Origin of the sequence: Haladaptatus halobius (genome assembly GCF_020618475.1) — an archaeon.
GTDB classification, from domain to species: domain Archaea; phylum Halobacteriota; class Halobacteria; order Halobacteriales; family Haladaptataceae; genus Haladaptatus; species Haladaptatus halobius.
The window spans coordinates 1665322-1688811 of the sequence record NZ_CP085335.1 but is presented as its reverse complement, the minus strand read 5'-3'; the positions used below and the strand labels follow the sequence as shown (position 1 = coordinate 1688811).

Sequence of the window (23490 nt, the reverse complement as noted above, 5' to 3'; positions counted from 1 at the left end):
GTAGCACAAACGAAAACACCCCACTGTGAACCAAGCGATCAGGGTTACTGCGTCTAGAACTCCACCGAAATCTTCTGAAGACGAAATCACACCGAAAATCCTGTTCAACCGCGTTTAGGGCCAGTTGCCGCTTTCCGTGTAGGCGTCGATGACGCGCTGGAGGGAGACGACGTACGCCGCGGTGCGGAAGTTCGGCAGGTCGTGTTCCTCGTAGGCGCTCGTCAGGTCCTCGAAGGCGTCGACGATGACGCCTTCGAGTTCGTCGTTGACGCGGTCTTCGGACCAGTGAAATCGCTGGCGGTTCTGCACCCACTCGAAGTACGACACCGTGACCCCGCCCGCGTTGGCGAGGATGTCGGGGAAGACGTGGACGCCGAGCTCCGTGAGCACGTCGTCCGCTTCGGGGGTGAGCGGTCCGTTCGCGGCCTCCACGATGACGTCGGCCTGCACCTCCCGCGCGAGGTCGCCGTCGATGGCGTTCTCCAGCGCCGCGGGCACGAGCAGGTCCACGTCGAGCGTGAGCAGGTCGTCGTTGCCGAACTCCTCGTCCGCGCCGGCGTAGCCGACGACGCTGCCCGTCTCGTTCTTGTGGCCTTTCACGTCGCGGGCGTGGAGACCCTCGACGTTGTAGACGGCACCGCTGGAGTCCGAGACGGCGACGATCTTCGCGCCGAGATTTTCGAGTAGCTTCGCGGCGATCCACCCCGCGTTCCCGTAGCCCTGCACGGCGACGGTCGCGTCGGCCATTTCCTTGTCGAGGTAGTCGAACGCCTCGCGGGCGGTGAGCATGGTCGAGCGCCCCGTCGCCTCGACGCGGCCCTCGCTTCCGCCGGAGTCGAGCGCCTTGCCGGTGATGACGCCCGGAGCCGTCGTGTTCTCCAGCGTCTCGTAGGTGTCCTTTATCCAGTTCATCTCCCGCTGGCCGGTGTTCACGTCCGGCGCGGGGATGTCGCGGTCTTCGCCGATGAACGGGCGGAGTTCCGTCGCAAAGGAGCGCGTGATGCGCTCCAATTCCGCCTCGCTGTACTCGTTGGGGTCGATGACGATGCCGCCTTTCCCGCCGCCGTAGGGGATGTCTACGACGGCCGTCTTGTAGACCATCCATCCGGAGAGGGCTTTCACCTCGTCGCGGCTGACGCCGGGGTGGTAGCGAATGCCACCTTTGTACGGCCCACGGTCGCCGTTGAACTGCGAGCGGAACGCTTTGAACACCTCGATGGAACCGTCGTCCATCTCCACGGAGAGGTTCGTTTCGAGCACCCGCTCGGGATGCTTAAGCCGTTCGAGAACGTCGTCGGACGCGTCGATGTACTCGGCCGCGTCATCGATCTGCTCCTGTAAGCTCTCAAACGGATTGGCTTGTTCTGACATCGTCTGTCAATGACACCCACCCACTGTTAAGCATGGCGGAATCGGGGTAACTAATCGCCCCTCGATTCGGGGTGAGCGTTTCAATTTCCGGAAACACGAGCGTATTCTAGGATACGTTCGGCCTGCGCAACGAGGGGGGCGTCTATCATCTCCCCGTCGACCCGGAAGACCCCGCGACCGTCTTCGTCGGCGTCCGATTTCGCCGCCAACACCTTCTCGGCCCACTCGACGAGCTCCGGGTCGGGTGTGAACGCCTCATTAATGGGTTCGACCTGCGACGGATGGATCGCCATCTTTCCGTCGTAGCCGAGTCGGATGGCGAACTCGGTCTCCTCGCGCAACCCCTCGGCGTCTCCGAAGTCGGTGTAGACGGTGTCAATGGCGTCCACCCCTGCGGCGCTCGCGGCCAACACGACGTGCTCGCGGGCGTAGAGTACTTCCGTCCCCTCGGCGGTTCGGGTCGCCCCGATGTCAGCCGAGAGGTCTTCCGCCCCGAAGACGAGGGCGTCGGTCGCATCCGCCGCGCCGATCTCTTCGGCGTCGAGCACGCCGGAGGCGGTTTCGACCAGCGCGAGAACAAGCACTTCGCAGTCGTGTTCGGCGAGGAGGCGGGACAGCGTCTCCACGTCGCCCGCCGACCCGGTTTTCGGAAGCATGACCGAATCGAGCGAGTCCGCGCCCGCCGCGATTCCTCGCAGGTCATCGTCCGCCGCGACCCCAGTCGGGTTGACCCGCACGCACACCTCGCAGTCCGGGGCGAACTCCGGGTCGGCGAGCACGTCACGAACCGCCTCGCGCGCCTCGTCCTTTCGCTCGGGTGCGACGGCGTCCTCCAAGTCGAACACTATCACGTCCGCCCTCGCCCCGGGCGCTTTGCGCAGCATCTCCGGACGGTCGCCGGGCGTGAACATGACGCTTCGTCGTGGCATATCCGGCCCGACGCGCGGGTTCGATTTCAACCCACCGGGAACAATTATGTCGTCGTATGCGAGTGACGTGATATTGCCGACGATACCGACGGAGAGCAGATGGGAATCGGAATCGCCCTCGGAATGGGCATCGGCGCCGCATTCGGCGTGGCGATGGATAATCTGGCGCTCGGAATGGGAATGGGCATCGCGGTCGGCGTCGCTATCGGAGCGGGACTGTCCTCGCGGTGAGACGGCGGCCGGCGTCTCAGGGCCAGAGACCGCGCGCCTGATGGGCCTCCGCGATGCGCGAGAGGCCGACGATGTAGGCCGCGTCGCGCCACGTCACGCCGCGCGCTTCGACTTCGGCGCGCACGTCGTTCCACGCCTTCAGCATCTCGGTTTCAAGTTCTTCGTTCACGCGCTCCAGCGACCACTGGCGGCGGTTGATGTCCTGCAACCACTCGAAGTACGACACCGTGACCCCGCCCGCGTTGGCGAGGATGTCCGGAATAACCGTGATACCGCGATTTTCAAGTATCTCGTCCCCGGTGGTGGTTGTCGGACCGTTCGCACCCTCGACAACGATGTCGGCATCCACGTTGCGGGCGTTCGCCTCGGTGATGACGTTGCCGATGGCGGCCGGGACGAGCACGTCCACGTCCAGTTCGAGCAATTCGTCGTTCGGCAGGTGCTCGGGCGCGTCGTAGGTCGTGACCGCCTCGGGTTCCTCCTCGTGCGTCGGGATGTCGTCGATGTCAAGCCCGTCGGGGTCGTAGATCGCGCCGTTCACGTCGGAGACGGCGACGACGTTCGCGCCCCACTCGTGCAGGGCGAGCGCCGCGTTCGCGCCGACGCTGCCGAATCCTTGGATGGCGACCGTCGCCTTTTCCAAGGGATAGTCGTAGTAGTCACATGCCTCGCGGGCGATGATGGCGACGGAGCGACCGGGTGACTCCTCGCGCCCGTACGAACCGCCGATGACCGGCGGCTTCCCTGTGACGACGCCGGGTTGGGTCTCGCCTTCTTGCATCGAGTAGGCGTCCATGAACCACGCCATCGTCTGCGCGTCGGTTCCCATGTCGGGTGCGGGGATATCCCGCATCGGGCCGATGAAATCGCGCAGTTCCTCCGCGAAGCGCCGGGTGAGCCGTTCTTTCTCCTCGGTGCTCAGCTCCTTCGGGTTCACGACGATGCCACCTTTCGCGCCCCCGAACGGGATGTCCATCACGGCGCACTTCCACGTCATCCACATCGAGAGACCGATACACTCCTCTTCGGTCACGCCGGGATGATATCGCATACCTCCCTTGAACGGACCGCGCACGCTGTCGTGTTGGGCGCGGTAGCCGGTGAAGATGTCCGTGTTGCCGTCGTCACGCTTGAGCGGAACCGACACGCGGTGAACTTGGTCGGGATGTTTCAATCGGTCGATGATGCCGCGGTCGATGTCGAGGTGCGCCGCCGCTCGTTCGAGTTGGCGACGCGCCGTTTCGACCGCCGTTTCGGGTTCGTCAGGCTTCTGTTTCCCTGTGGTTGACATTTTTCGGACGCCTCTGATGGTTCTGACCGGCAATTCTTGCGCGACCGGAGAAAGACCTTGCCATCCGAGTTGAAAGCGATATGCAATACCAAGACACGCTACTGCGGGAACGCGTACACCGTGCCCGCGACGTCGCCGACGTAGACGGCGTCGCTTCCGACCGCCGGTGACGAGACCAGCGCGTCCTGCGCTCGGAAGCGCCAGCGGATTCGCCCGTCGGCGCGGTCGAGTGCGAACACTTGCCCCGCGTCGTTGCTGACGTACGCGAGTCCGTCGGTGACGACCGGCGACCCCCACACACGCGCCCCGGTCTGGACGCGCCACCGAACCGTTCCTTCCCGAGCGTCGAGCGCGTAGACGTTGCCGTCCGCACAGCCGACGTAGACGATGCCGTTCACGACGACGGGAGACGACCAGACGCCAGCTTCCGTCCGAAACCGCCACTTCGTCTCGCCGGTCTCGGCGTCGAGCGCGTACACTCAATCGCCGTCCACGGTGCCGACGTAGGCGGTGTCGCCGACGATTTCGGGTATGCCCGCGATGGCGAGGGCCGGGGCGAATCGGAAACGCTCGCTCCCGTCGGTCGCGTCGTGGGCGAACAAGCCACCGTCGAGTCCGGTCACGTAGAGGTTATCGCCCGCGATCCGCAACGAGGTGAGCGCCCGCGCCGGACTCCGGACGAGTTCTGAACCTCGCCAGTGTCGGCGTCGAGCGTGGACACCTGCCCGGCCCGAGCCGCTACGTAGAGGGTGTCGCTGAGTAGAACCGGCGACACATCCAGTCCGGCATCCGTCTCGAACTGCCACTCTCGTCTGCCGTTGGCGGCGTCGAGCGCGAACAGGTTTCCGTTGCGGTCGCCGACGTGCGTCAGTTCCGGGCCGATAGTCGGCGTCCCGACCGCGTTGGGCGCCTGAAACAGCCAGTTGCTCACGTCGTCCGGCGGTCGACGCCACAGACGAATCCGTTTCCGGTTCCCACTTACACCGTTCCGTTCCGGACGACGGGGGTCGTCTCGACCGGCCCGCCCGCCTGCGCGTACCAGCGTGCGCGAACGCGGTCGCCTCTCGACGATGTTCGATCGGCTCGAAGCGCAGTTCCTCCGTCGCCGCCGTGCGGTGCCGACTGCCAGTCGACGCCACCGTCAGTCGAGCCCCGACGAGCCGTAGACTCTGCGTCGGCGTCGGCGGTCGAAGTGGGCGCATCCGTCGAGTCGGCCGTCTCGGAGCACTCGAACGACCACTCGACGCTCCGCGAGATGCGTGTATCTCCGCGCGTCACCACTTGGTCGAACTGGAATTCGCTGGTCGCGCTTATATAGAAGCTGTCAGGTTCCGCCTCGGACTCGAAGCCGAAGGACGTTCCTATCGATTTGTAGTACGTCGATTCACCGTCGAACGCCGTGTGTTTTGGTCTCTCACGGTTTTTTTGATCTGAATTCAGTTCGACTACAACCCCCGTTCGAATAGTGTCTACTTTGTTACGCACCGATTATACCGTCCGTCGCGGTTGCAACGATTGGAACGGTTGCAACAATCGGAGATAGACGAACGGAAAGGAGTTGCAGACCGGGAGATAGCGGAGACAGACCGACAGGATTTTTCTGGTACGCGGCGCAGATTCCGCCATGACAAGCCGCTACTACGAGGAGTTCACGGTCGGCCAAACTATCGAACACGAGAAACGGCGCACCGTGAGCGAGAGCGACAATCAACAGTTCTGTGACATGACTATGAACCAACAACCACTCCATCTGGACGCCGAGTTCGCCGCGAACACGCAGTTCGGCAAGCGGCTCGTCAACGGTCTCTACACCATGAGCCTCGCGGTCGGGATGACCATCCCCGACACGACCGACGGCACCATCGTCGCAAACCTCTCGTACGACGACGTTTCGCACCCGAAGCCGGTCTTCCACGGGGATACGATCTGCGCGCAGTCGACTGTGACGGACAAGCGCGAGACGAGCGACGGCGAGCGCGGCGTCGTCACCATGCACGTCGAGGTGTTCAATCAGGACGACGACCTCGTCTGCGAGTTCGAGCGCACGGTTCTCTCGCTGAAGCGCGAAAACGTCGAGTGAGCGGTCGGAGTCGGGCGAGCCGAGAAATCAGACGAACAATGAGAGGTTGACGAACACCGCGAGCGTCCACGGGAGCGCGAGTCCCGCCGGGACGAGCGCACCGTACTCCCGCGGGATGAGCCGTCGGCCGGCGAGTCCGACCCCGACGGCGAATGCTTTCAGCGCGACGAGCGACAGGAACCCGAACTGCGCGAGCGCGCTTCGCGCGACGGGGTTCGTTTCGGTCAATCCCGCGCGCAAACCGACGTAGGTGGTGAGCAAGTCACCGACGAGTGCGAGCAGGACGAGGTACCAGAGGAGTCGTTCCCCGTCGCCGAGGTCGAGCCAGTTCGCGCGCCGAAGTCGGGCTGAAAACCGCTGATGGTTCATAGGTGATGTCACGGGGCGACCCCGCGTCGTCCAGACCAACGGTGGAATGGGGCTTTATTATGCGGCGCATTATCGCTGGAATTCGACCGTAAGGCACCTCCTAAACAGTCGTGGAACTACGCCCCTCCTTGAGATAGTCCGATAACAGTAACTCTGATTTCAGTTTAGAAACGGTAGGTCGGCCGATTACAGAATCGTCCCGTGTTTCTTGTCCGGCAGGTCTTTCTCCATGTCGGCGTAGAAGTCGAACCGCTGGACGAGTTCCTCGCGCAGGGTACTCGGCGGGACGATATCGTCGATGACCATCTCGCTCGCCATGCGGTGGACGTCGATGTCCTCGCGGTACTCCTCGCGGAGTTCTCGTTCGCGTTGTGCTCGTTCTTCGTCGTCCTCGATAGCGTTCAGCTTGTTCGCGTAGACCGCGTTGATGGCGGCTTCCGGCCCCATGATGCCTATCTCGCCCGACGGGAGCGCGATGGTGCTCTGGGGGTCGTAAGCCGGGCCGGACATAGCGTAGATGCCCGCGCCGTAGGCCTTCCGCACGACGACCGAAATCTTGGGCACGGTGGCCGAGGAGGTAGCGTAGATCATCTTCTTGCCCTTTTCGAGGATGGCGTCCTTCTCTACCTGCGACCCGGCCATGAAGCCTGGCGTGTCGCAGAGGTAGAGCAGGGGGATTTCGAAGGCGTCGCACTTCCAGATGAACTCGGCCGCCTTCTCGGCGGCGTCGGGGAAGATAGCGCCCGACCGCTGCGCCGGTTGGTTGGCGACGATGCCGACTGGTCGCCCGTCGATTCGCGCGAACGCGGTGTGTATCTCCGACCCGTAATCCGGCTTAAGTTCGAAGTGGGAGTCGGCATCGACCACGCGCTCTATCAGGTCGGTCATGTCGTAGGCTCGGTTCGGACTCCCCGGGATGACGGCGTCTACTCCGACGGGGGATTTTCGAGGGGCCTGCGGTTCACTTCGAGGCGGTTTCTCGTGGGCCTTGTCGGGGAGGTATGTGACGAGGTCGGCGACGAGTTCGCGGGCGTGTTCCTCGTCGCGGGCGACGAGGTCGGCGCTTCCCGAGTGTTTCGCGTGCATCCCCGCCCCGCCGAGGTCTTGCATGTCGATGTCCTCGCCCGTGACCATCCGCACCATCCGCGGGGAGGCGATTGCCATCGCGGACATCCCTTCGACCATGATGGTGAAGTCGGCGAAGACGGGGGTGTAGGCCGCCCCAGCGATGCACGGTCCGTAGAGGACGCAGATCTGCGGAACACGGCCAGAGAGCATCGAGTGGTTGTAGTAGTACTTCCCGATACCCTCGCGGTTGGCGAAGAAGCCGGTCTGCTGGTCGATGCGCCCGCCGGAGGAGTCCATCAGGTAGAGGACGGGGTTGCCGCTCTGGAGCGCGCGCTGTTGCATCCGGAGGAACTTCTCGACGCCCTTCGCTGCCATGCTTCCGGCCTTGACCGTGAAGTCGTTCGCCATGAAATGCACGTCGCGGCCCTCGAACTCCGCCGCCCCCGTGAGCAGTCCGTCCGCCGGGAGTTGGTCGTCCGCGTCGAACTCCGCGAACTTACCGTCCTCGAACTTCAGACCGTCCTCGCCGAACCAGAGGTCGAGTCGGTCACGGACGAACAGTTTGCCCTTCTCGGGGAGTCGTTCTTTGTACTTCTCCGGGCCGCCGGACTCGATGGCTTTGATCTCCTCCCACAGAATCTCCTCGCGTTCGGTGGGTTCCAAGTCGTCCCGTTCTGGCGGTTCGCCGGGGTCGCTCCACGTGACGGTCGGTTCCTCCGCGTCGCCGACGTACACTTCCACTTCGCTCCTGACGTGCTTGGCGAGCGCGCTGGCGATGGCCGAGGCTTCCTCGTCGGTCGCTCCCTCGCCGATGCGGACTTTCATGTCTGCGTGTCCGCGGGGTGATTTCAAACCGTTTTCCCTTTCCTACGCGGTGGGATTTCGGACGCGGAGCGACCCGCCGAATCGCAATAAAGACGGGGGAGCGAGCGTCGGAAGAGAGGGAGGGCCTAGAAGCGTCTGCGGGAATTCACGGGGAGAACCGGACGAGAGATTACTACTCCGGCAGTTCCATCGCTGCGACGTGTTCGGCGTACTCTTCGAGAACCGGTTGACCCCAGTAGCGGATCGACTCGCTTCGCGCGTCGTAGTCGATGATGTTCGCGTCGGCCAGTTTTGGGAGGTGCGTGTGGTGTAGGGACGCTTCGATGCGTCTCCGGTAATCGTTCGGAACGTCGGTGGGCGACGTTTCGGTCTCCCACGCGACGACCTGATCGACGAGGTCGGAAAGCGTCGCCGCGCCGTCCGGCGTCTGCGAGAGATAGTGGATGGCGTATCGTCGTCGTCTCTTCGACAGCAGTCCGAAGATATCGTCGAAGGAAGGCCTACTCACCCCCGGTTCAGCACGAAGTACGTGGGGCGGATGTGCCGACGGTCGTTTCCCCGAGTCGTCACGGTACGGTGACTCATTGCTCATGCGACGCTCATCACCAGTTGACCACCGTCCGTAAAGAATGGTGAATCTAGACACCTAGAGAACTGCCAATTAATCTGAAAACCGCGGTGTTATAGGTTCCATTTCCAACATGAATACGTTTCGTACGTCCCGTGCGACCTCGACCGACGCCCAGCCACAGAAGCGGAAGGAAAGTCCGGTCGAAACGACGATTACCGGGACGGTTCGACGCGGTTGCGAACGGTATCGGAAGCCACCGCCGTTGCGGTGTCACCATACCGTACCGGCGTCGGTCGAGAACGGAATTAACGGTGTCGAGGGTTGAAAACCAAAACCGTCGAGTACGGTACAGTCATGAGACGATTCGCGCGGACGGTACTCGTGCTCGTGTTGGTCGTGAGTCTTTCGAGCACTGGAATCACTTCGGTGATAGAACCCGCGGAACGTCCTTCCGCGGACGCGCCGGCGGTGCTACCATCGAGTCAGCGAACGGACGTCCCCGTCTCGCCGCATCTGCCGTGGTCGATCCTACAGGATACGAACCTCTCCGAGCGCGAGCGAGCGGCGGCGCGCGGAGCCGCGCAGGGCGCCGTGCTCGCACAGCGACAGGGCGTTTCGATAACGCAGCAGCAACGACAAGCCGTGGTTATCGGTGCGGTGCGAGCCGTCGAGCAGGAACAGCAGGCGAACGTCACGCAGATTCAAGCCGCCGCGCGGGGCGCGGCGCACGGGACGTTACTCCAGAGTCAGGACGTGCAAGTTACACAGATCCAGAGCGCGACGCAGGGTGCGACGAAGGGTGCGACGACGCAAGTGCAGCGAGCGAAGGTCGAGCAGGTACAGTCGGCGGCGTTCGGGGCCGGACACGGCGCGGTCGCCCAGAGCCAGAAAGCGACCGTGACGCAGGTGCAGGTGGCCGCGCGCGGCGCGGCGCGAGGTGCGGCGAAAGGAGCCGTTCAGAACCAGAAAGCTAGCGTCTCGCAGATTCAGGAGGCGGCGCAAGGTGCCGCCTTCGGCGCGCTCGACCAGCGCCAAACGGTCGAAATCAGACAGGTGCAGTTCGCCGCACGCGGCGCGGCAAAGGGCGCGCTTCAGACCCAGCGGGCGAACGCCAAACAGGTGCAGGTCGCGGCGCTGGGCGCGGCGAAAGGCGGTGTGACGCAGGTACAGCGGGTCGACGTTCGGCAAGTGCAGGCGGCCTGCCGCGGTGCGGCGGCGGGTGCGATATCGCAGGTTCAGAAGGCGAGTATCGTCCAGATTCAGGTGGCCGCACACGGTGCGGCCGCCGGAGGAATTAAACAGGGTCAGCAGGCGACCGTCAAGCAGGTGCAGGCGGCCTGCCGAGGCGCGGCGGTCGGCGCGCTGAGCGTCGTTCAGATTCAGGTTGTGAACGTGGTTCAGATTCAGATCGTCGCGCAGGGTGCGGCGCAGGGGGCCGTGCAGGGTGCGGTTCAGAAGCAGGTCGTCGAGGTTCGACAGGTGCAGGCCGCCGCGAAGGGTGCGGCGCGCGGCGGCATCACGCAGGTTCAGACCGTCCGAATCCGGCAGATTCAGGTGGCCTGCATCGGAGCCGCGTCGGGGGCGGTGACGCAGAGCCAACAGGCGAGCGTCACCCAAGTCCAAGCCGTCGCGCAAGGTGCCGCGACCGGTGGCGTGAAGGCGAGTCAGCGCCAGCAGGCTGGCGTTCGGCAGGTACAAGCCGCCACGCAGGGTGCCGCGACCGGGGCGGTTTCCCAGAGCCAACAGGCGAGCATCGTCCAGCTTCAATCCGCGGCGCAGGGTGCCGCCGCGGGCGGTATCACACAGATTCAGCGGGCGAGCGTCACCCAGATTCAGGCGGCGTCGCTCGGCGCATCCGCAGGCGCGGCGCAGGCGGCGGCACAGCAGGGCGTGAGCGACGCGAGTCAGATACAGCAGGCCGCCCGCGAAGGTACCGCACGGGCCGCTGAGCGTATCTCGACCGCGGAGGACGTCGAACCCCAGGAGGTTCGGTCGGTCGCTTTGGAGGAGGCGAGCCAGATCCAAGAAATCACGACCACGGCGACCACGACGCAACGGCCAGCGACCACGACCCTACCGACGCTGACCACGGCGCAGCCGATAACGACCACGACGACTACTACGGCCACGACTACCACGACGACCACGACGCAACCGCCGCCGCCGACGACTGCGGGGAACGCAACGACGACACCGAACGTCGCCGAAACGCAACCGACGACACCGCCGGAAACGACGCCACCGACCACAACGCCGGAGAACGTCACCACGACGCCGAACGCCACGACTACGACGCCGAACGTCACCACGACGCGACCACCGGCGACGACCACGACGCGACCGCCGACCACCGCGCCGCCGACCGCACCGCTCTCGGTCGATGTGAACTGCACCGCGGTCACGGTGAACGCGACGCAACCGGCGGACTACAGGCTATCCGCACTGCTCGTCAACATTTCGAACCCGCAGTCCGGCGTGCTGGTGAATCGGACGATTCCCGCCGAAGAGTTCGAGCGAGCGCCTGACGGGAACGTCACGTGGATGAACGACACGACCGACCTCGGCGTCCAGGGCTACGTCTTCGTCAACGTGGCGGTCTTCGACGCGGACGGGCAGGTCATCGCAACCTCCGAACAGGACGACGTGCAGGCGTGCATCGACCAAGAGCGCCCGGCGGGACGGACGACCACACCACCGACGACGCAACCGACGACGACTCAAAATACGACAACCGCAGGCGGGACAACGCAGCTACGAACCGCCGAAACGACGCAGTCGGGGTGAGTCCGAATCGGGGCTAGCCGATTCGATTTTTCGAAACCGCCACGAATTTGTGAATGAGTCCGCGAAAAGAGCGGGCGATTACAGCGTCGCTTCCAGTCGGTCGACGAGTTCCGCGTTACCGACGTGGAGCGGAACGCGCTGGTGAAGCCCCTCGGGCGACACGTCGAGGAGCGAGCGTTCGCCGTCCGAGGAGCGTCCGCCCGCGGACTCGACGATGTACGCCATTGGGTTGCCCTCGAACTGGAGGCGGAGTTTCCCCTCGGGGCGCGACCGAAGGCTTGGATACGCGAACACGCCGCCGTAGGTCATCACCTGATTCACGTCACCTATCATCGCACCGCCGTACCGGAGTTTGAGTTCGTCCTCTATCTCGCGGGCGTACTCGGTGAACTCCTCGGTCCAGTCGGGGACGCGCCCGCCGAACCCGTAGACGACGGGGTCGTCGGGGAGAGTCACGTCGTCTTTGACGGCTCGCATATCGACGTCTCGCGGCGAGGGACTCGCGGCTTCACCGCTCGCCTTTCGAGGCTCCGTCGGAGTTTCGCCCCTGCCGCTCGACCGTTCCGAGGCGCACTGCGCCTCGCGGTTCTCGACCACGTACTCCTTCACCGTTCCCTCGCGGGCGACCATCATCGTCGTGATCGGCCCGAAGAGGACGTAGGCCGCCGCGACGAGGTCCCTTCCCGACGCCGGGAGGGGAGCGTCGTAGACGCCGACGATGGTTCCCATCGAGTTGTTCGACTTGAGGTTCGAGGAACCGTCGAGGGGGTCGACGGCGACCGAGAGACCGTCGCCGCAGACGATCACCTCCTCGCGTTCCTCGCTGGCGAACTCGCCGACGCCGTCGATGGCGGTCAACTCGGCTTCGAGGTACTCGTCGGCCCACACGTCCGCCGCCATCTGCGTCTCGCCGCTGGGGTTTTCCTCGTCGGCTTTCCGGCGGCGACCCGCGAGTCCGCCCCGGATTTTCGGGGCTGCCGATGCGACCGTCTCGATGATCTGGTTTACCGTCTCCATCATTCGAGCGCTTCGTCAGCGGTTGCGCCCTCGAAGATGACCTTTTCGAGCGCGTCGAGGATTCGCTCGGGGTTCTCGCGCTGCCAGACGTTGCGACCGACCGCGAGACCGGCACCGCCCGCGTCCATCACGGCTTCGACACTGGAGAGGAAGTCGTAGTCGCTGGTCTTCGACCCGCCGCTCATGACGACGGGCATGTCGGCGGCGGATTTGACGGCCCACTCCATCGACTCGCGGGTGCCGGGGTACTTGACCTTCGCCATGTCCGCGCCGAGTTCGAGCGCGATTCGGGTTCCGTAGGCGATGACGCTCTCTTTCGTGTCGTTCTTGAGACCCTGTCCGCGCGGGTACGACCACATGACGACGGGCATCCCGTGCTCGCGGTGCGCCCGCTCCTGCACGTCGCGGAAGTCCTCGTACATCTTCGTCTCGTGGTTCGACCCGGAGTAGACGGTGTAGCCGACCGCGTCGGCGCCGAGTTCGGCAGCGTAGTCGACCGTCCAGTTCTGTGGCGAGTACGGCTCGCCCATCCAGAGGTTGCTCGTCCCGTTCAGCTTGGCGAGCAGGTTCACGGAGTCGTCGTAGGAGGGGTAGTACGTCTCGGCGACTCCCTTCTGGACGGCGAGACAGGTCACCGCATCGTGGGTGGCGATGTCGAAGACCGTCTCGGGGTTCAGCGAGTCCGGCACGGAACCGAAGTCGGCCGACGGTCCGTGCTCCAGACCGTGATCCATCGCGAGAATGAGCGCCTTATCGTCCCGAGTCACTGGTGAGTCACTCAGCGGAATCATCGTTCCGAACTGCGCCGACGAAATATATGAGTCTACTGGTCGCGCGCGAGTCGAAACCCCCATTTTCGTCGCCCTCGATAGTCCTATCGAGCACTCGGGAACTACGAAAGTAGTAAATTTACAGCAGTTCTCGGGCGGCGTCTTGCCATCGGACGACCTGTTCCTCGTCGAATCGCAACGATTCGGCCACTCGTTCGGGGTCGGCAATAACCATGCTCCGGATGGAGATGATGCCGGCCTCCGCGAGTTCTGAGGCCGCTTCGTCGTCGATTCCCGGCACGTCGGTCACCGGTTCCGGACTGCTTCGCTCGCGCCACGCCGCTTCCTCGACTTGCGCGTCGCCGCTCCCGTCGGTCGAGGCCGAGATCGCTTCCCAGTCGCCGGAACTGGCCGCTATCCACGCGCGCTCTTCGTCCTGTAGACCGCGAATCTGGTTCGAACGGTCGGTCAGGTCGTCGCCCGACCCGCCGAACGACCACGACAGGGAGTGCTCCCTTCGTAAGCGTCCGGCGACCCCCGGATTCACGCCCGCCTCGCGCAGCATCTCGTAGGAGACGGTTCGCCGTAGAATTCCCCCGGCGTCGAACGACGCGTCCTCGATGACCGCCGCCGTCGCCGGACCGACGAACTGCACGTCGCTCAGTCGGGTTTCAGTCAGTTCCTCCCCATCTGTGTCGTTTTTCGTCACGGTCTCACCGACTTATTTCCCTCTCACACCCCCGATTCTTGAACTTTTCGCAGGCGGTATCTCGTTCGACGGCGGGTTCGTCTCTCGCGGCGCGGGGCGGACGACTCCGCCTCACGTTCCGCTATCCTTACAATCGTTCCCGGAGCACTCCCGGCCATGCGTACGCTGGACGATATCGACACCATCGGCGTAGTCGGCGCAGGCACCATGGGCAGCGGCATCGCACAGGTCGCCGCCGCGAACGGGTTCGACGTGGTTATGCGCGACATCGAGCGGTCGTTCGTGGAGAACGGGTTCGACGCCATCGAGAGCAGTCTCGACCGCTTCGTCGCCAAGGAGGAGTTGAGCGAGGACGAGGCCGAGGCGGTCGTCTCCCGCATCGCGGGGACGACCAACCTCGCCGACCTCGCCGACTGCGACCTCGTCGTTGAGGCCGCAGTCGAGGATATGGCCATCAAGCAGGACATCTTCGCGGACTTGGACGACGTTCTCCCCGAGGACGTGGTGCTCGCCACGAACACCAGCACGCTCTCCATCACGACCATCGCCAGCGCGACCGACCGCGAGGAACTGGTCGTCGGTCTGCACTTCATGAACCCGGTTCCCGTGATGAAGGGCGTCGAACTGGTCGTCGGCGAGAAGACCGACAGCGACGTGGTCGACCTCGCCCACGACCTCGCGGAGGAACTCGGCAAGGAGACGTGGGAGTCCGACGACAAACCCGGCTTCGTCACCAACCGCATCCTCATGCCGTGGATAAACGAGGGAATCCGCGCCTACGACGAGGGCGTCGCCGACAAGGAGGACATCGATAAGGGGATGACACTCGGGACGAACGTCCCGATGGGTCCGCTCACGCTCGCCGACCACATCGGCCTCGACATTTGTCTCGACGCCAGCGAGACGCTGTTCGAGGAGTTGGGCGACCGATACAAGCCCGCCTATCTGCTGAAGCGCAAGGTCGACGCGGGCGATTTGGGCAAGAAGACCGGCAAGGGCTTCTACGAGTACTAAATTTCGTGTCCGGGTTCGTCCTTGTTTGATGACCCCTCGGCGGAAGTCCAACCGGTCGGTCGACCTCTCGGCTTCGTCCAGAGACGACCGTTAATCGAGGTTTCTGTCGAGACGACTCGGAAGCGCCGCGGACACGATAGCAGGCGCTTCGGAGACGGCGGCTCGCCGACGTCCGGCAGGTTTTCGATCGAATCGCTTCGCGCCGATACGACCGGTTTCCTTATCACGCCCTCCTTTGATCCTGAAATATGGTCTCCGATAAGAAGCGACTTCTCCTCTTGATAGCCGTCGTCGGAATCGTCATCGTGGGAAGCAGTTCGAATGGGGTAAACGCACTCCCGCTATTTTCGAACCACACCGGCCCAACGGAGCTTACCGTCTCCGAATTCGAGCGATTAGATTCCGGCTGCATCGACGAGCTACGAGGCTATGCGAGTTCCTCGATGGGAGGCAGAGAAATCACGGAAGTGGAGACGATTCGGACGAAGAGTACCGACTTGAACATCTCGGTTTGGACGGAGCGAACGTCTTCCGTCGAAGCCGACACGAGTACGTTCCGGGTTCGCGTCGATTCGGGATTCGGAATTCGGCGGGACGACGAAAGAAACCTGCCAGACCGCCGTCCGATACCGAATCACGCTCGAATACGCTGACGGATCACCGGAGGGCGTCCTTCCTAATGCACACGGGTTTCGAGTTCTGTGGTTGGAAAACGGCAACTACGCGGGGTGTTCTAGTTCGGTCACCAGTCCCTTGAAACCGGAGTGTCATCGCTTCACCTGGGACGCTCAGTCGAACCGGATTTGGCGGAACGTGACTGATACATCGACGTAGTCAGCGCCACCGGACGACTCAGGCGCGGTGGAACGGTCGCTCGGAAATCGTCCGGCGCAGCTCGCCGAGCATATCCCGTTCCACGCCGCCCGAGAGCGACGCGAGGACGGCGTGAACCTCCTCGCGCGACACCTTGATTCCGGCGCGTCGGAGGGCGTCTTCGGGGCGCTTTCGCACCTCGCGGAGCGTGCCGACCGCGAGCAGATACGGGACGGTCCACGCGACGAGGCGGTTGCCGCGGGCGCGCGGCATCGTTTCGAGGTAGAATTGGGCGTCGTCCACGAACCCGTGGGCGTGCTCCGCGGTGCGGGCGACGACCCCGGCGACCTCGTCGCTGTGCTCGGGGTCGCAGAGGGCGTCCTGCGAAACGTCCGCTTCGCCGAGCCACGTCGCCGGGAGATAGACGTTGTTCTCGTCGTGGTAATCGACGTACACGTCCTTCGAGACGTTGACGAGTTGGAGGAGGAGGGCGAACGACTCGGAGTTCTCGCGGAGGCGGTCGGCCTGCTTCGAATCGGCGTCACGGCAGACGAGGTTCGTGATGAGTTCGCCCACCGTTCCGGCGACGTAGTAGCAGTACTCTTCGAGCTCCGCGCGCGTTCGGATACGGAGGCCGCCAGTGTCCGCGTAGCGTTCGACGAACATCGCCATCCCGCCGACGAGTTCTCGGACGGGCGGACGGACCGCCCGCTGGACGGGGAGCGGGCAGGATGCGAACGTCTCGACCACGCGCGGCGCGTGCGCGACGACGAACCAGTCGTCGCCGCCGTCGTCGGGAATCCACTCGTCCGCTGCGGCGCGGAACTCGGCCACGGTCGTCTCGTCGTCCGGGTCGAGCGCGGCGTCGTAGGTGCGGAGGAGGCGCGCCTGTTCGCCCGGCGGGATGTGGCCCGCGTCCTCTATCGTGTCGGCGACGCGGCAGAGGAGGTAGCCGACGCAGATAGCGTCGGCCATCGGTTCGTCGAGCAGGTCGATGGTGATGGCGAACGTTCGGGAAACCCCCTGTACCGCCCGATGACACCAGTCGAGGTCGGCTTGCGAGATATCGTCTGAAATCTTCGGTGTCGGTTGGTAACTGTCCATTCTGATACTGAACCTTCCAACCCTTCGGGGCGCGACGGCAAAACCCCTTGGGCTTACCACTCGCGTCCACTTCGACGGTCTAATCTGTTCCGAATCGCCGGCCATCATCGTCGGTGTCCGTCGCGGAGAGTCGCAAGCGCCAAGTCTCATCGTATCCGACCGAAAGACGAGTGATGTACGAGAGCGTCCACGCCGCCCCGGACGGGGAGAGCACTGTCGCGCGCTTCGCGGCCACGGCGACCGACTACGGGTTCGACGGTATCGTCGTCCGGAACCACGGCGATTCGCGGGCGGAGGTCGACGCCGCGCGAGTACGCGAGGCGTACGACGTGGACGTGGTGGACGCCCTCGAAATTCGCGCCGACGACCCCTCGCAAGCCAGCGGCCACGTCGGCAACTACCGACCCAAGACGACGATCCTCCTGCTCCACGGCGGGACGCCGAAACTCAACCGATTCGCGGTCGAAACGGAGCGAATCGACGTGCTCGCCCATCCGATGCGCGGGCGCAGTGATTTCAACCACGTGCTGGCGAAGGCCGCCGCCGAGAACGGCGTCCGGGTGGAGTTCAACTTCGCTCGAGTGCTCCGCGCCGACGGCGGCCCGCGGGTGCAAGCCCTGCAAGCCCTGCGGAAACTGCGGGAGATCGTCACGAAGTACGACGCGCCGTTCGTCGTCAGCGCCGACCCGCGCTCCCACCTTCAGTTACGAGGCCCCCGCGAACTGATAGCTGTGGGTGAGACGATAGGATTCACGCGCGAGCAGATCGAGACGGGACTGCGGGAGTGGGGCCACCTCGCGGAGCGAAACCGTGAACGGCGCTCCGACGATTTCATTGCGCCTGACGTGAAACGTGGTCGATATGAAGAAGACGATTGAGGAACACGCCGACCGCTTCTCGGAGATCGCCGGAGAGTACGACGATTCACAGAACAGCGACGAATATCGAGCCTGCGTGAGCCTCGTCGTCGAACACGCCGACCCGAGCGCGGACGACACCGTGCTCGATCTGGGGACGGGCACGGGTGCAATCGCGCTCACCCTCGCACCCCGCGCGAAGCGCGTCGTCGGGCGCGACATCAGCGAAGGGATGATGGGAGAGGCTCGTGCGAAGGCCGAGGAAGACGGGTTGAACAACGTGGAGTTCGGGAACGGTCGATTTCGCGAGCCGAACGTGGAGGACGAGGTCGATATCGTGGTGTCCAATTTCGCCATGCACCACCTCTCGGACGAGGAGAAGCGCGAGGCCATCAAGGTCGTCGCTGGACTCGGCCCGCGCAAGTTCGTTCTGGGCGACGTGATGTTCTTCGGCACGCCCGACCCCGACGAGCCGTTCTACAGCCCCGAAGTGGACGACCCCTCGACGGTCGGGCATCTGGCCGACGTGTTGACCGACAACGGGTTCTCGTTGACCGCAGTGAAGCGCGTGCACGAGCAGGTCGGCGTGTTGGTTGCGGAGCGGTCTGGAGAACAATAGCGAGTGGGTGGCGAACGGTCGGTTTTCACCGCGTCCTGTCGTTCGTTCTTGGCAGTCTAGGCTTATCGCTTCGACACGTGTCCGCCTCCTTACTGCTGATCTTGTTCGTGTCGCTAGCTGTTGCGACTACTATCAAAACCGCCACCGCAACCGCGACAGCCACGAGCCGCCCCAACCGATTGCGTTTCTCGGTCGCGTCGCTCCCTGCGATACTCGTCCACCGTCGGAGACAAGCTCCGACGAGCCGTTCGTTCGCTTCGCTCACGAAGACCTCGCTCGATGTCTGGCGGTGGCGTCTTGGACGACCGCGTCCCGGCCGCCATGCCAGCGCGCGCCAGGTAGAAAGTCGAATTTCTCGAAACGAGTCAAGTTTCCAGCACGTGCGCCAGCAGGGCAATCTGGAATCCTCGGCTTCGATACTCAACGCGACAGCCATTCCGATAACACACGATTCAAAACCGCTCGAACCGAACCCACACCCGAGACCCCGAAATGAAACACCTACCGAAACATCTCAGACCCCGCTGGCGCTACCTCGCGATCGGTCTCGAATCGTGGCCCGACGCCGACATCGACCGCCGGTCGTTCCAGCGGAGCGTCTGGTTCGCCGCGCAGAACCTGCTCGGCGACGCCGGGAGCGCGGACGCCGACCTCAAAGTGCTCGGGTTCGAGTTCCGAGACGGCGAGGGCGAGGCCATTGTGCGCACCCGGCGAGGTCACACGGACGACGCGAGGGCGGCACTCGCGTGCATTGATGGGGTGCACGGCGACTCCGTCGGCGTGTTCGTCCGCGGTATAAGCGGGACGGTACGGGGTTGTGAAGAAAAGTATTTAGGTCGCCGCAGGGAACTTTCGGGGGAGAGAAGCGTCGTGTTCGCGGACGCAGAACGACCCGCCGTCGTACGGAACGACTTATTCGACGTACGGGTCGATAGCGCGTTCGTAGGCGCGACGGAACTCGATTTCGAGTGATACTATGCAGGGACAAGCCCAACAGCAAGCGTACGACCGCGGGATTACGATCTTCTCCCCGGACGGACGCCTCTACCAGGTTGAGTACGCACGGGAGGCCGTCAAGCGAGGAAGCGCCAGCATCGGCGTCAGGACGCAAGGTGGTGTCGTCCTCGCAGTGGACAAACACACCCGGTCGCCGCTTATGGAGCGCACGAGCGTCGAGAAGCTCCACAAGGCCGACGACCACATCGGCATCGCCAGCGCGGGCCACGTCGCGGACGCCCGCCAGCTCATCGACTTCGCGCGCCGCCAGTCGCAGATAAACCGCCTGCGCTACGACGAACCCATCGGCGTCGAGACACTGACCAAGGAAGTCACCGACCACATCCAGCAGTACACGCAGGTCGGCGGCGCGCGCCCGTTCGGCGTCGCGCTCATCATCGGCGGCATCGAGAACGGCGTTCCGCGCCTCTACGAGACTGACCCCTCCGGTACGCCGTACGAGTGGAAGGCGCTCGCGGTCGGCGCGGATCGCGGCGAGATCCAGGACTACCTCGAATCGAACTACAGCGAGGAGATGGATCTTGACGGCGGCGTCGACCTCGCGCTCAGCGCCCTCGGCACGGTCAACGACGACGAACTCTCGGCGAAAGGCGTCGGTGTCGCCACCGTGGACGTAGAGAGCGAACAGTTCCGCATGCTGGACGACGACGAAGTCGAGGGTTACCTCGACGAACTCGACCTCCTCGAGGGCGAGGAGAGCGACGAGCCAGAAGAGTAATCGGGACGTTTTCTTCGGGAAACATCTTTTAGGTGGGCGCGTTTAGCTCCGGGTATGATATCACTGGAAGAGGCGGTGACGGCGCGTCTCGAATCGCACGGGGCGCGATTCGAGGTGCTCGTAGACCCGGACGCGGCGCTCGCCATCAAACGCGGCGAGTTCAAGGGCGACATCGAGGACGTCATCGCCGCCGAGGACGTGTTCGAGAACGCGAGTCGGGGCGACCGACCCGCCGAGGAGGATCTGGAGAAGGTCTTCGAGACGACCGACCCACTCGAGATCATTCCGGAAGTCATCGAGCGCGGTGAGATCCAGATCACGGCGGAACAGCGCCGCGAGATGCAAGAACAGAAGCATAAACAGCTCGTCGACCGCATCACGCGCAACGCCGTCAACCCGCAGATGGATAACGCGCCGCATCCGCCGGATCGCATCGAGAGCGCACTGGAGGAGGCGGGGTTCTCCGTCGACCCGATGGAACCCGTCGGCCAACAAGTGGACGACGCGCTCGACGCTCTTCGACCGGTCATCCCCATCCGATTCGACGAGGTAACCGTCGCGGTGCAGGTGCCGGCGAACTACGCGGGAAGCGCGCAGGCGAGAATCCGCCAATTCGGCGAACTGGAGCGTGAAGAATGGCAGAACGACGGCTCGTGGATCGGCGTCGTGACGTTCCCGGCGGGGATGCAAAACGAGTTTTACGACCTCGTGAACGAGATAACCAGCGGCGAAGCCGAGACGCAGATCATCAAGGACGAAGACGATCTGCAGACGCGCTAGTTCGTCACTACCCGATTTTTCACTCCGCCGACTTTTCTTTCGGCGGCACGAACGGACCGACCGAAACCGTGTAGAACGCGATGGTCGCCACTCGAAGGATGTACGCGATGAGCACCGCGAGCGGGCTGATGATGACGCCGAATCCAAGCAGGACGACCGCGGTGAGCGTCTCCGGCGGGACGTACGCGCCCGAACTCGACTTGTAGAGGAGGGTGAGGACGATGGTCGTCACGAACGCCGACAGTCCGGAGTACGCGATGAACCTCGAGAGGCGCGCGAGGTCTTGCTGTATGGCGAGCGTCTTGAAGAACTGGCGGGCGATGGCGATGGCTTCGAGCAGTTCGAGCACGTCTTCTATCTCCGACAGGGCTCGCTCCGAGAGCTCGTCCTGGAACTCGTTTTTCACGTAGCGCGTCGCCTCCATATACTCGGCGTACTCGGCTCCCATTATCTTCGCGAGGACGCCGACGGTGTCGTCTTGGTCGCGAACCGAATCGGTCAGCGAGCCGGAGTACGACGCGAGCGCCGACTGGTAGTCGCCCGCCTCCTCGTCGACCGACGACAGGTCGAGGTCGGTGACCCGGTCGTGGATCGTCTCGGTGATGAGCGCCAGAAACTCACGCGGGTCGGTCGGGCTCGTCGAACGCCCCGCGATTCGCTCGACGGTTCGGCGAAAGTTGACGGTTCCCTCGAGCTTATCGGAGAGTTCGTTCGGCGACCCGAACACGCGCGAGAGGATGAGTTGGTTGATGGAGAGCGTCACCGTGATGAGCGTGAGCAGACCCGACGTGACACCGCTGGCGAGCAGGGTTCGGGTGGAACTCGAAAGGCCGACGGAGATGATGTCGAGAGCGGTTAGCACAGCAAGTATTGCCACGAACGCGACGACGATTCCGGCGGTGACGACGAACCGATTGCCCGAGAGGAGGAGCCACTTCGAGACGGACAGTCCGTCGTCGTCCAACGAGGGTTCGTCATTCATCTCGTGCAACTACCGTGCCATTTCGGAAAAAGCGAACGGCCGGGCGAGAAGAAATTTTTGTCGTCGGGGCGTCGTAGCCGGTACGATGAAACTTCCCGAAGACCGGTCGCAGGTCGGTTGGTGGGTGCTCGCCACCGCACTGTTCGTGGCGTTGCTGTTCGTCGCGTACTCGTTCGTCGGCACGCTCGTCCTCGGCCTGTTCCTCTACTACGGAACGCGGCCGCTCTATCGACGCGTGACGACGCGAGTCGAATCGGATAATCTCGCGGCGATGGGAACGCTACTGCTTATCGCTCTGCCCGCGTTGCTACTCATCAGCTACAGCGTCGTCGTCGGGATTCGAGAGCTGAGCGCGTTCACCGGGACGGGTATCGAGACCTACTACGCTCGTCTCGTACCCGGATCGGGCGAGGTGCCGTCGGTGCTCTCACAGCCACAACGACTTCTCAACGCCGATATTGGTCGGTTTCGGAACGAACTCACGACCGCCGCGAAGTCGCTCGGTGCGGTCGCCACCGGCATCCTCCACCTCTTCATCGCCATCTCGTTCGCCTTCTTCGCGCTCCGCGACAGCGACCGACTCGCGGACTGGTTCCGCGACGAAGTGGGCGACGAAAGCCCGCTCGTCGCGTATCTCTCCGCGGTCGACAGCGACCTCGCCACCGTCTATTTCGGCAACGTGCTCACCGTCCTCCTCGTCGGCGTGGCGGCGACCGTCGTCTACAACGCCTTCGCGGCGTTCGCGCCGTCGGGCGTGTCGTTTCCGATACCGACCATCCTCGCCCTCCTGACCGGGTTGGCGACGTTCGTCCCCATCGTCGTCGGAAAGCTCGTCTACGTTCCTATTACGGCGTATCTCGGCGTGCAAGCGTTCCGAACGAACCCTCGGCTCGCGTGGTTCCCGGCGGCGTTCTTCCTCGTTTCGCTCGTCTTTCTCGACCTGCTCCCGCAGATGATCGTGCGACCCTACGTGTCGGGGCGGACGACGCACACCGGGCTGGTGATGTTCTCGTACGTGCTCGGAGGCCTGCTGTTCGGTTGGTACGGTATCTTCCTCGGCCCGCTGGTGCTCGTGTTCGTCGTGCAGTTCGCCGGGATGGCGCTCGGCGACTTACTCAGCGGAAAACAGGTAACGGCGAACACGTCGCTCTCGCTCGGCTCCGACCCACCGGAGGAGCGGTAGCGACGAAAAGTTACTGACGCCGAATCAGTACTGGAGACGTATTTCGTCGTCCGTGACGGACGCGACCGTCTCCTCCTGAAGCGGGTACGTGTCCTCATCCCTGTCGCCCCAGCCGAGTTTCGATTTCACCTTCTCGGTGAGTCCCGGATCGGGATCGATGTACGCCGTCCCGTGTTCGACGTCGGAGACGATACCGACTTGGTCACTGTTCTCGTCTACGACCTTCTTCCCCTCGTCGTCGTCGGTTATCTCAGTTACTGACATCGCAGTTTCGTTTTTGACCTCTCGGAGGGTAGTCGCCGTGGTTGCCTGTTCAAGTTGCTTATCAGGGCCTTCGCTCGACATCGCAGCGTCGGTACCGCAACACCGACATCGTTCCCGTGCGAGT

At 63.8% G+C, this 23490-nt stretch carries 29 protein-coding genes; 12 read left to right on the top strand and 17 right to left on the bottom strand.

Features of this window, described 5'->3' with window-relative positions; all coding sequences use genetic code 11:
- Positions 1-114: 114 nt before the first annotated feature.
- Both LIW51_RS09705 and LIW51_RS09700 read right to left on the bottom strand, forming a co-directional pair.
- Positions 115-1371 (bottom strand): Glu/Leu/Phe/Val family dehydrogenase, encoded by a 1257-nt coding sequence (locus LIW51_RS09705; RefSeq protein ID WP_227373899.1) that lies wholly within the window; start codon positions 1369-1371, stop codon positions 115-117.
- Between the two features lie 80 nt (positions 1372-1451).
- Complete coding sequence (locus LIW51_RS09700; protein ID WP_227373898.1) at positions 1452-2300, bottom strand: HpcH/HpaI aldolase/citrate lyase family protein; 849 nt, start codon at positions 2298-2300, stop codon at positions 1452-1454.
- Between the two features lie 72 nt (positions 2301-2372).
- Here LIW51_RS09700 and LIW51_RS09695 point away from each other — a divergent pair, with 72 nt between their 5' ends.
- On the top strand, positions 2373-2531 hold the full coding sequence (locus tag LIW51_RS09695) for a glycine zipper domain-containing protein (RefSeq protein ID WP_497007390.1): 159 nt from the start codon (positions 2373-2375) through the stop codon (positions 2529-2531).
- A 16-nt stretch (positions 2532-2547) separates the two neighbouring features.
- On the opposite strand, the gene gdhB is transcribed toward LIW51_RS09695, so the two are convergent.
- The 5 genes from gdhB to LIW51_RS09670 all read right to left on the bottom strand — a co-directional run bounded on the left by gdhB (position 2548) and on the right by LIW51_RS09670 (position 5307).
- A complete protein-coding gene (gene gdhB, locus LIW51_RS09690; protein WP_227373895.1) occupies positions 2548-3822 on the bottom strand; it encodes a glutamate dehydrogenase GdhB in 1275 nt (424 codons plus the stop codon).
- 98 nt (positions 3823-3920) lie between these two features.
- The gene (locus tag LIW51_RS09685; RefSeq protein WP_227373893.1) at positions 3921-4301 is read right to left on the bottom strand and encodes an outer membrane protein assembly factor BamB family protein; all 381 of its coding nucleotides are present in this window, start codon (positions 4299-4301) and stop codon (positions 3921-3923) included.
- Positions 4302-4445 (bottom strand): hypothetical protein, encoded by a 144-nt coding sequence (locus LIW51_RS09680; protein WP_227373892.1) that lies wholly within the window; start codon positions 4443-4445, stop codon positions 4302-4304.
- The gene (locus tag LIW51_RS09675) at positions 4442-4753 is read right to left on the bottom strand and encodes an outer membrane protein assembly factor BamB family protein (protein ID WP_227373891.1); all 312 of its coding nucleotides are present in this window, start codon (positions 4751-4753) and stop codon (positions 4442-4444) included. The genes LIW51_RS09680 and LIW51_RS09675 overlap by 4 nt, the downstream gene beginning before the upstream one ends.
- Before the next feature lie 47 nt (positions 4754-4800).
- Complete coding sequence (locus LIW51_RS09670) at positions 4801-5307, bottom strand: hypothetical protein (RefSeq protein ID WP_227373890.1); 507 nt, start codon at positions 5305-5307, stop codon at positions 4801-4803.
- 139 nt (positions 5308-5446) lie between these two features.
- Here LIW51_RS09670 and LIW51_RS09665 point away from each other — a divergent pair, with 139 nt between their 5' ends.
- Positions 5447-5902: a MaoC family dehydratase gene (locus LIW51_RS09665; RefSeq protein ID WP_227373888.1), complete on the top strand. Its 456-nt coding sequence runs from the start codon at positions 5447-5449 to the stop codon at positions 5900-5902.
- Between the two features lie 27 nt (positions 5903-5929).
- Here LIW51_RS09665 and LIW51_RS09660 read toward each other — a convergent pair whose 3' ends face one another.
- From LIW51_RS09660 to LIW51_RS09650, 3 genes are all read right to left on the bottom strand, one after another.
- Positions 5930-6271 (bottom strand): DUF5658 family protein, encoded by a 342-nt coding sequence (locus tag LIW51_RS09660; protein WP_368411782.1) that lies wholly within the window; start codon positions 6269-6271, stop codon positions 5930-5932.
- Between the two features lie 186 nt (positions 6272-6457).
- Entirely contained in the window at positions 6458-8164 is a 1707-nt protein-coding gene (locus LIW51_RS09655; RefSeq protein WP_227373884.1) for an acyl-CoA carboxylase subunit beta, read from the bottom strand.
- Positions 8165-8336: 172 nt separating this feature from the next.
- Positions 8337-8756, bottom strand: coding sequence for a DUF7344 domain-containing protein (locus LIW51_RS09650; RefSeq protein WP_227373882.1), 420 nt, complete (start codon positions 8754-8756; stop codon positions 8337-8339).
- Positions 8757-8865: 109 nt separating this feature from the next.
- Between LIW51_RS09650 and LIW51_RS09645 the strand changes: the two genes are divergently transcribed.
- Positions 8866-9060 carry a hypothetical protein gene (locus LIW51_RS09645; RefSeq protein ID WP_227373880.1) on the top strand — a complete coding sequence of 65 codons (195 nt, stop codon included), beginning with the start codon at positions 8866-8868 and terminating at the stop codon, positions 9058-9060.
- A 29-nt stretch (positions 9061-9089) separates the two neighbouring features.
- On the top strand, positions 9090-11519 hold the full coding sequence (locus LIW51_RS09640) for a hypothetical protein (RefSeq protein ID WP_227373878.1): 2430 nt from the start codon (positions 9090-9092) through the stop codon (positions 11517-11519).
- A 78-nt stretch (positions 11520-11597) separates the two neighbouring features.
- Here LIW51_RS09640 and LIW51_RS09635 read toward each other — a convergent pair whose 3' ends face one another.
- From LIW51_RS09635 to LIW51_RS09625, 3 genes are all read right to left on the bottom strand, one after another.
- A complete protein-coding gene (locus LIW51_RS09635) occupies positions 11598-12536 on the bottom strand; it encodes a class 1 fructose-bisphosphatase (protein WP_227376779.1) in 939 nt (312 codons plus the stop codon).
- Positions 12536-13327, bottom strand: a complete 792-nt coding sequence (locus tag LIW51_RS09630) for a class I fructose-bisphosphate aldolase (protein WP_227373877.1) — start codon at positions 13325-13327, stop codon at positions 12536-12538. The genes LIW51_RS09635 and LIW51_RS09630 overlap by 1 nt, the downstream gene beginning before the upstream one ends.
- Before the next feature lie 118 nt (positions 13328-13445).
- Positions 13446-14015: a DUF7409 domain-containing protein gene (locus LIW51_RS09625; protein WP_227373876.1), complete on the bottom strand. Its 570-nt coding sequence runs from the start codon at positions 14013-14015 to the stop codon at positions 13446-13448.
- A gap of 156 nt (positions 14016-14171) precedes the next feature.
- Here LIW51_RS09625 and LIW51_RS09620 point away from each other — a divergent pair, with 156 nt between their 5' ends.
- Together LIW51_RS09620 and LIW51_RS09615 are read left to right on the top strand one after the other, a co-directional pair.
- Positions 14172-15029: a 3-hydroxyacyl-CoA dehydrogenase family protein gene (locus LIW51_RS09620; RefSeq protein WP_227373875.1), complete on the top strand. Its 858-nt coding sequence runs from the start codon at positions 14172-14174 to the stop codon at positions 15027-15029.
- Between the two features lie 248 nt (positions 15030-15277).
- Positions 15278-15682 carry a hypothetical protein gene (locus tag LIW51_RS09615; protein WP_227373874.1) on the top strand — a complete coding sequence of 135 codons (405 nt, stop codon included), beginning with the start codon at positions 15278-15280 and terminating at the stop codon, positions 15680-15682.
- Positions 15683-15881: 199 nt separating this feature from the next.
- Here LIW51_RS09615 and LIW51_RS09610 read toward each other — a convergent pair whose 3' ends face one another.
- The gene (locus LIW51_RS09610) at positions 15882-16946 is read right to left on the bottom strand and encodes a phytoene/squalene synthase family protein (RefSeq protein WP_227373872.1); all 1065 of its coding nucleotides are present in this window, start codon (positions 16944-16946) and stop codon (positions 15882-15884) included.
- A 173-nt stretch (positions 16947-17119) separates the two neighbouring features.
- Between LIW51_RS09610 and LIW51_RS09605 the strand changes: the two genes are divergently transcribed.
- Entirely contained in the window at positions 17120-17824 is a 705-nt protein-coding gene (locus tag LIW51_RS09605) for an RNase P subunit p30 family protein (RefSeq protein WP_227373871.1), read from the top strand.
- Entirely contained in the window at positions 17808-18422 is a 615-nt protein-coding gene (locus tag LIW51_RS09600) for a class I SAM-dependent methyltransferase (RefSeq protein ID WP_227373870.1), read from the top strand. Before LIW51_RS09605 ends, LIW51_RS09600 begins: the two co-directional genes overlap by 17 nt.
- 25 nt (positions 18423-18447) lie before the next feature.
- On the opposite strand, the gene LIW51_RS09595 is transcribed toward LIW51_RS09600, so the two are convergent.
- Positions 18448-18687 (bottom strand): hypothetical protein, encoded by a 240-nt coding sequence (locus LIW51_RS09595; RefSeq protein ID WP_227373869.1) that lies wholly within the window; start codon positions 18685-18687, stop codon positions 18448-18450.
- 227 nt (positions 18688-18914) lie between these two features.
- On the opposite strand from LIW51_RS09595, the gene LIW51_RS09590 reads away from it, so the two are divergent.
- Genes LIW51_RS09590 through LIW51_RS09580 form a run of 3 tightly spaced genes read left to right on the top strand, consistent with a single transcriptional unit; the run spans position 18915 to position 20937 of the window.
- Positions 18915-19394, top strand: coding sequence for an Rpp14/Pop5 family protein (locus LIW51_RS09590; protein WP_227373867.1), 480 nt, complete (start codon positions 18915-18917; stop codon positions 19392-19394).
- A 4-nt stretch (positions 19395-19398) separates the two neighbouring features.
- Complete coding sequence (gene psmA, locus LIW51_RS09585; protein WP_227373866.1) at positions 19399-20157, top strand: archaeal proteasome endopeptidase complex subunit alpha; 759 nt, start codon at positions 19399-19401, stop codon at positions 20155-20157.
- Between the two features lie 54 nt (positions 20158-20211).
- Complete coding sequence (locus LIW51_RS09580; protein WP_227373864.1) at positions 20212-20937, top strand: ribosome assembly factor SBDS; 726 nt, start codon at positions 20212-20214, stop codon at positions 20935-20937.
- 19 nt (positions 20938-20956) lie between these two features.
- On the opposite strand, the gene LIW51_RS09575 is transcribed toward LIW51_RS09580, so the two are convergent.
- Entirely contained in the window at positions 20957-21919 is a 963-nt protein-coding gene (locus LIW51_RS09575; protein WP_227373862.1) for a DUF7972 family membrane protein, read from the bottom strand.
- Positions 21920-22004: 85 nt separating this feature from the next.
- Between LIW51_RS09575 and LIW51_RS09570 the strand changes: the two genes are divergently transcribed.
- On the top strand, positions 22005-23102 hold the full coding sequence (locus LIW51_RS09570; protein WP_227373860.1) for an AI-2E family transporter: 1098 nt from the start codon (positions 22005-22007) through the stop codon (positions 23100-23102).
- Between the two features lie 24 nt (positions 23103-23126).
- Here LIW51_RS09570 and LIW51_RS09565 read toward each other — a convergent pair whose 3' ends face one another.
- Entirely contained in the window at positions 23127-23447 is a 321-nt protein-coding gene (locus LIW51_RS09565) for a DUF8593 domain-containing protein (protein WP_368411732.1), read from the bottom strand.
- Positions 23448-23490 lie beyond the last annotated feature (43 nt).

Coding starts and splice junctions, on each gene's coding strand:
- LIW51_RS09705 (WP_227373899.1), bottom strand. CDS start 1,371: ATGTCAGAACAAGCCAATCCGTTTGAGAGCTTACAGGAGCAGATCGAT.
- LIW51_RS09700 (WP_227373898.1), bottom strand. CDS start 2,300: ATGCCACGACGAAGCGTCATGTTCACGCCCGGCGACCGTCCGGAGATG.
- gdhB (WP_227373895.1), bottom strand. CDS start 3,822: ATGTCAACCACAGGGAAACAGAAGCCTGACGAACCCGAAACGGCGGTC.
- LIW51_RS09665 (WP_227373888.1), top strand. CDS start 5,447: ATGACAAGCCGCTACTACGAGGAGTTCACGGTCGGCCAAACTATCGAA.
- LIW51_RS09660 (WP_368411782.1), bottom strand. CDS start 6,271: ATGAACCATCAGCGGTTTTCAGCCCGACTTCGGCGCGCGAACTGGCTC.
- LIW51_RS09655 (WP_227373884.1), bottom strand. CDS start 8,164: ATGAAAGTCCGCATCGGCGAGGGAGCGACCGACGAGGAAGCCTCGGCC.
- LIW51_RS09650 (WP_227373882.1), bottom strand. CDS start 8,756: ATGAGCAATGAGTCACCGTACCGTGACGACTCGGGGAAACGACCGTCG.
- LIW51_RS09645 (WP_227373880.1), top strand. CDS start 8,866: ATGAATACGTTTCGTACGTCCCGTGCGACCTCGACCGACGCCCAGCCA.
- LIW51_RS09640 (WP_227373878.1), top strand. CDS start 9,090: ATGAGACGATTCGCGCGGACGGTACTCGTGCTCGTGTTGGTCGTGAGT.
- LIW51_RS09635 (WP_227376779.1), bottom strand. CDS start 12,536: ATGGAGACGGTAAACCAGATCATCGAGACGGTCGCATCGGCAGCCCCG.
- LIW51_RS09630 (WP_227373877.1), bottom strand. CDS start 13,327: ATGATTCCGCTGAGTGACTCACCAGTGACTCGGGACGATAAGGCGCTC.
- LIW51_RS09620 (WP_227373875.1), top strand. CDS start 14,172: ATGCGTACGCTGGACGATATCGACACCATCGGCGTAGTCGGCGCAGGC.
- LIW51_RS09615 (WP_227373874.1), top strand. CDS start 15,278: ATGGTCTCCGATAAGAAGCGACTTCTCCTCTTGATAGCCGTCGTCGGA.
- LIW51_RS09610 (WP_227373872.1), bottom strand. CDS start 16,946: ATGGACAGTTACCAACCGACACCGAAGATTTCAGACGATATCTCGCAA.
- LIW51_RS09605 (WP_227373871.1), top strand. CDS start 17,120: ATGTACGAGAGCGTCCACGCCGCCCCGGACGGGGAGAGCACTGTCGCG.
- LIW51_RS09600 (WP_227373870.1), top strand. CDS start 17,808: ATGAAGAAGACGATTGAGGAACACGCCGACCGCTTCTCGGAGATCGCC.
- LIW51_RS09590 (WP_227373867.1), top strand. CDS start 18,915: ATGAAACACCTACCGAAACATCTCAGACCCCGCTGGCGCTACCTCGCG.
- psmA (WP_227373866.1), top strand. CDS start 19,399: ATGCAGGGACAAGCCCAACAGCAAGCGTACGACCGCGGGATTACGATC.
- LIW51_RS09580 (WP_227373864.1), top strand. CDS start 20,212: ATGATATCACTGGAAGAGGCGGTGACGGCGCGTCTCGAATCGCACGGG.
- LIW51_RS09575 (WP_227373862.1), bottom strand. CDS start 21,919: ATGAATGACGAACCCTCGTTGGACGACGACGGACTGTCCGTCTCGAAG.
- LIW51_RS09570 (WP_227373860.1), top strand. CDS start 22,005: ATGAAACTTCCCGAAGACCGGTCGCAGGTCGGTTGGTGGGTGCTCGCC.
- LIW51_RS09565 (WP_368411732.1), bottom strand. CDS start 23,447: ATGTCGAGCGAAGGCCCTGATAAGCAACTTGAACAGGCAACCACGGCG.